At 74.9% G+C, this 5388-nt stretch carries 5 protein-coding genes and 1 pseudogene; 2 read left to right on the forward strand and 4 right to left on the reverse strand.

Annotated features, from left to right (window positions below; genetic code table 11):
• Positions 1-1305: aminotransferase class I/II-fold pyridoxal phosphate-dependent enzyme (locus J7E93_RS35515; protein WP_215074167.1), on the reverse strand; the 1305-nt coding region annotated here is incomplete at its 3' end.
• Between the two features lie 35 nt (positions 1306-1340).
• Here J7E93_RS35515 and J7E93_RS35520 point away from each other — a divergent pair.
• Positions 1341-2003, forward strand: a complete 663-nt coding sequence (locus tag J7E93_RS35520) for a pyridoxamine 5'-phosphate oxidase family protein (protein WP_251067549.1) — start codon at positions 1341-1343, stop codon at positions 2001-2003.
• A gap of 10 nt (positions 2004-2013) precedes the next feature.
• Positions 2014-2658 carry an FMN-binding negative transcriptional regulator gene (locus J7E93_RS35525; protein ID WP_215074169.1) on the forward strand — a complete coding sequence of 215 codons (645 nt, stop codon included), beginning with the start codon at positions 2014-2016 and terminating at the stop codon, positions 2656-2658.
• A gap of 297 nt (positions 2659-2955) precedes the next feature.
• On the opposite strand, the pseudogene J7E93_RS35530 reads toward J7E93_RS35525, so the two are convergent.
• From J7E93_RS35530 to J7E93_RS35540, 3 genes and pseudogenes are all read right to left on the reverse strand, one after another.
• A pseudogene (locus tag J7E93_RS35530) lies at positions 2956-3917 on the reverse strand (DMT family transporter).
• 263 nt (positions 3918-4180) lie between these two features.
• Complete coding sequence (locus J7E93_RS35535; RefSeq protein ID WP_215074170.1) at positions 4181-5167, reverse strand: DMT family transporter; 987 nt, start codon at positions 5165-5167, stop codon at positions 4181-4183.
• Between the two features lie 41 nt (positions 5168-5208).
• Positions 5209-5388, reverse strand: a 180-nt coding sequence (locus tag J7E93_RS35540) for a Clp protease N-terminal domain-containing protein (RefSeq protein WP_285440993.1), incomplete at its 5' end; no start/stop codon positions are given.

Consider the following 5388-nt stretch of genomic DNA (forward strand, 5'->3'; position numbering starts at 1 on the left):
GCCCGCCGCCGCCGCGACCGCGTCGGCCAACCGGTCGATGTCCCTCGTCGTCAGCCCGGAGACGGTCAGCCGGACGGCCGGGCCCGCGTTCATACGGAACCGGGCGCCCGGCGCCACCGCCCACCCCGCGCCGAGCAGCCGCGTCACCGCGCCCGTCTCGTCGGCCACCGGCACCCACACGTTCATCCCGCTGCGCCCGTGCGCCTCGACGCCCCGCCGCTCCAGGGCGCGCACCAGCCCGTCGCGCCGCTCCGCGTACGCACCGGCGACGGCCACCGCGTCCACCGCTCCCGTCGCCCACAGGTACGCGACCGCCCGCTGCAGCAGACGACTGACCCAGCCGGGGCCGAGCCGCTGGCGCCCGAGCACCCGGTCGATGGTCACCGCGTCGCCGGTCAGCGCGGCGATCCGGAGGTCCGGCCCGTACGCCTTGGCGACCGAGCGCACCATCACCCAGCGGTCGGTCACCCCGGCCAGCGGGTGCAGCGGGAGGTCGACGATGCCATGACCGTGGTCGTCCTCGACGAGCAGCACATCCGGGTGAGCGGCGAGGACCCGGCGCAGTTCCGCGGCACGGGCCGCGCCGATCGCCGCGCCGGTCGGGTTCTGTGCGCGGTCGGTGACGATCACCGCCCGTACGCCGTCCCGCAAGGCCCGTGCCACCGCCTGGGGCAGCGGCCCCTCGTCGTCGACCACGATCGGCACCGGCCGCAGTCCGAGCGCCGGGATCAGGTCGAGGAGGCTCCCCCAGCCCGGGTCCTCGACGGCGACGGCGTCCCCCGGCCTGAGGTGGACCGCGAGGACCCGTTCCACCGCGTCCAGCGAGCCCGAGGCCACGGCGATCGGCCCGTCAGGGACGCCGTCCGCGTCGAGCGCGGCACGGGCGAGCCGGGCGAACTCCTCGTCGACGGGGGCCTCCCCGTACAGCCCGGGCCGCTCCGCCTCACGTCGCGCGGCCTCCGCGAGCGCCGCGCCGAGCGGGGGCAGCAGGCCGGGGTCCGGGTTGCCCTTGCTCACGTCCCGAACGCCGGCCGGAGCCTCGACGAGGATCGACCCGCGGGCAGTGGTGGCGGGTCGCGGCCGCACCCGGCTGCCGCGCCGCCCGTCCGTCTCGATGACCCCGCGCTCGCGCAGGGTCCGGTACGCGGCGGCGACCGTGTTCGGGTTCACGCCGAGCGTGAGCGCCAACTCCCGCATGGGCGGAAGCAGCTGTCCCGGCGCCAGCTGCCCCGCACCGACCCCGCGCTCGACGCTCGCGGCGATCTCCGATGCGCGACGCCCTTCGATCCGATACTCTCCTAGCACAAACCAGATTATGCACTAGTGCAATGGAGAGCGCAATGACGGATCCCTACGAGCCGACCGAACGGACCATCCCCACTCGCTCCCGCGACCGCGCCTCGTACGACCGCGCGTTGGTGCACTCGATACTCGACGAGGCGTACGTCTGCCATCTCGGCTTCGTCCGCGACGGCGCCCCCGTCGTGCTGCCGACCCTGTACGGCCGGATCGGCGAGCGCCTCTACGTCCACGGCTCCACCGGCTCGCGCCCTCTGCGCATGGCGGGCAAGGGGGCCGAGGCGCCGGGCCTGCCCGTCTGCCTGACCGTGACACATGTCGACGGCCTGGTCCTCGCCCGGTCCGCGTTCCACCACTCGATCAACTACCGCTCGGTGGTCGTCCACGGGACCGCCCACCAGGTCACCGACCCCCACGAGCTGCGCACCGCCCTCGACGCCCTCGTCGACCACGTGGTCCCCGGCCGGTCCCGCGACTCCCGCCCGGCCGACGCCAAGGAGCTCGCCGCCACGGCCGTCCTGCGCCTGGACCTGGAAGAGGTCTCGGCGAAGGTCCGCACCGGCGGCCCCAACGACGACCCTGAGGACACGGCCCTCCCCCACTGGACCGGCGTCGTCCCCGTCCGCAGGAGCTACGGCACGCCGATCCCGGCCGACGACCTCGATCCGTCCGTCGCCCTGCCCGACTACCTCCCCGTCATCTGAGGGCCGCGCCATGCTGATCCATCCCTGGGACGCCGCCCATGACACCGGCGAGTGGCGCGACTGGCTGGCACGCCACGACTTCGGCCAACTCGCCGTCAACGGACTGGCGGGCGAACCGCCGTGGGTGCAGCCGATGCACTTCCGCTACGACTCCGAGCCCGGCCCGTACGGACAGGTGATCGCCCACCTCGCGCGCCCGAACCCCCTGTGGCGCGCGCTGGACGAGAACCCCGCGGTCGTCCTGAGCGTGGTCGACGACTACGCCTTCATACCCGGCCCGTGGGCGGCCCCCGAAGGAGCCCCGGCCGAGCACGGCACCCCGACGTCCTTCTACGCGGCCGTCCAGCTGGTCTGCACCGCGCATGTGGTGGACGACCCGGCGGAGAAGGCGGAGCTGCTGAACCGCCAGGTCGCCCACTTCCAGCCCGAAGGCGGTACGGCGCCGGTCTCCCCCGGAGAGGCACCGTTCGGCCGGCTCCTCTCGGGCCTGCGGGTGCTGCGCCTCGACGTGACGGACGTCCGCGCCAAGTTCAAGTACGCCCACCACAAACCGCTGCCCGTCCAGGATCGGATCGCCGACGGCCTCGCCCGACGCGGCGCCCCCGGCGACGCATCCGCCCGCACCCACCAGCTCCGCCGCCGCACGCAGGCCTGAGGTAGGAACGTGCCCAGGGGCCGGACGGGGCCCGACCCCCGGGACACCGCCTCCCGGACGGGGCCCGACCCCCGGGACGCCGCCTCCGGGACACGGGACCCGGCCCCGGAGACGCCACCTCCGGTGCCGGGACGCGCCCGCCCGACCGCGGGAGAAGCGCGTCACCGCGCCCGCCCTCCCCGTGCCCGGGCCGACCGCGCGAGAAAGGCGTCACCGTGCCCGCCTCCCCGTGCCCGCGCCTGGCGCGGGAGAAGCGCGTCACCGTGCCCGCCTCCCCCGCCCCCCTGAGGCACGCCCCTACACCACCACCGCCACCGCCGCCGTCTCGCGGCGCCGCTCCGCCGCCGTGCGCGCCTCCGCGGTGGCGAGTCCGCCCACCGCCGCGAGGAGCAGGAGCGTGCCGGCCACCGTGGCGCCGGTGAGCTGCTCGCCGAGGACCGTGACGGCGATGAGCGCCGCGCTCACCGGCTCCAGGAGCATGATCACGGAGACGGTCGCCGCGCGGACCACGGCCGCCCCGGCGAAGTAGAGCGCGTAAGCCAGCGCGGTCGGCACCGCCGCCACGTAGATCAGCAGGCCGACAACCTGCACCGGCTCCACCGTGTGCGGAAGGAGGCCCTCCACCGCCGCCATCGGCAGCAGCCCGACGGAGCCGATCGCGAAGGCCCAGGTCGTCGTGGAGAGGGCGTCGGACGCCCCGCCGTCCCGCCCCAGCCACCGGGTCAGCAGGGTGATCGCCGCGTACCCGGCCGCCGAGGCCAGCGCGAGGACCACTCCCAGCGGCCGGACCTCGCCGGACTCCCCGCCCAGGACGAGGACGGCGAGTCCGGCGAGCGCCCCGCCGACGGCCACCGCTCCGCCGCGCCCGAGCCGTTCGCCCATGGTGAGGCGGGCGCCGAGCGCGATCAGGACGGGCCCGGCGCCCAGCGTGACGACGGTGCCGACGGCGAGCCCTGTCGACTGGACGGCGGCGAAGTAGGCGCTCTGGAAGGCGGTCAGCCCGATGCCGGTTCCGAGGATATGGACGAGCCGCCGTCGGCGCGGTTCCTCGACCGCGGCGGCCCTGCGGGGCCTCAGGGCGAGCGCCCCGAGCAGCAGCACGAGGCCGCCGACGCAGCGCCAGAAGGACAGCGCAGCGGGCCCATGTCGCTGAGCCGGAACATCAGCGAGGCCGCGGCACCGGCCGTGCCCCAGGCGATTCCGGCGACGACGAGATAGAGAAGGCTCCGCCCGACGGCAGGCAACGCCGCCGCGGGCACAGACGCGGAAGGAGACCCGGCCGGGGACGCCACCGCGGACGCGGGTCCAGACGCTGCCGCGGGCGCGGGCGCGAAGGGGGAAAGAGGGGAATCCGACACGTGCTTCTCCGTGTGAAGACGGGTGATGTGGTCGCTCGGCTCCGCGCGCGGGCAGCGACGAACCGCTCGGGGACTGCCCGAGCCCGGTCTTCGTCAGGGAGAGTGGCCTCCGCCCGCGCTAGGCGGCGGGAGGCGGAAGTACGGTCGAATGCATGATCGTCACCCTAGGGGGCGGCCCGGTCGGACGACAACTCGGATACGGGCTCGCTCCGCTCGGACCCCGCCACCGGCCCCGCCGGTGCCGTCTTCGGCGTCGACGACTGGGCGATGAACGCACCGACCAGGACGACGGCACCACCGAGGATCTGCGGGGCCGCGAGATGCTCGCCGAGCAGCACCCAGGCCAGCACGGTGGCGATCACGGCCTCCAGGCAGGCGACGACTCCGGCCACCTGCGGCGAGAGCCTGCGCACCGAGACGATTCCGGTGACGTAGGCGAGGACGGTGGCGATCAGCACGATCCAGCCGAGCAGCAGCCAGGCGGGGACGCCCGTACCGTTCATGTCGGCGTCGCCGGCGAGCACCTGGAAGTCCATCCCCCACGGCCGGGCGACGACGGTGAGGACGAGGGCGCCGACGAGCAGTCCGTACGCGATGACGCCCAGCGGGTCGGCGGGGTCGGACTCGTCGCCGCCCTGGTCGGAGAGGACGAAGTAGCCGACCTGGCAGCAGGCGGCGCCGAGCGCGAGGAGCAGCCCGAGCAGATCGAAGCTCAGCCCCGACCACACCTGCACGACGCAGGCGAGTCCGCCGACGGCGAGCACGACACCGAGCGCGGCGGCGCGCGTCACCGGCCGGCGCTGGACGAAACGGACCCAGCCGAGGACGAGGGCCGGAGCGAGGTACTCGATGAGCAGCGCGACGCCGACCGGGATCCGGGAGATCGCGGCGAAGTAGCAGGCCTGGACGCCCGCGACGGCGAGGAGCCCGAAGCCGGCGAGGAGAGCGGGCTTGCGGCGCAGCAGGTCCCGGTGGCGCCAGGCCACGGGCAGCATGACGAGGGCGGCTCCGGCCACCCGGAGCCACACCACATGGAGCGGGTCGAGGCCCGCCTCGATGAGCGGCTTGGCCGCCACACCTGAACCACCGAATGCGAAGGCCGAGGCCAGGGCGAGTCCCAGGCCGGCGCTTCTCCCCTGAGACGCGTGCATCCGGCCATGATGACAGGACGCCGTCAGGTGCGTAACCCCCGTTACACCTGTTGAGACAGCTCCCCGATCCGGCCGGCCAGGACCAGCGGGTCGACACCCGCCCGGCGCAGCACCTCGACGGCCCTGGAGTCCGGATCCGCGGCGACGGCGGCCAGCAGATCGAGGCCGCGGACGCGTGGATCGCCGCGCAGCGCGGCCCGTTCCCGGGCGCGGGACATCGC

It is taken from the genome of Streptomyces sp. ISL-36 (assembly GCF_018614205.1).
Lineage (GTDB): Bacteria > Actinomycetota > Actinomycetes > Streptomycetales > Streptomycetaceae > Streptomyces.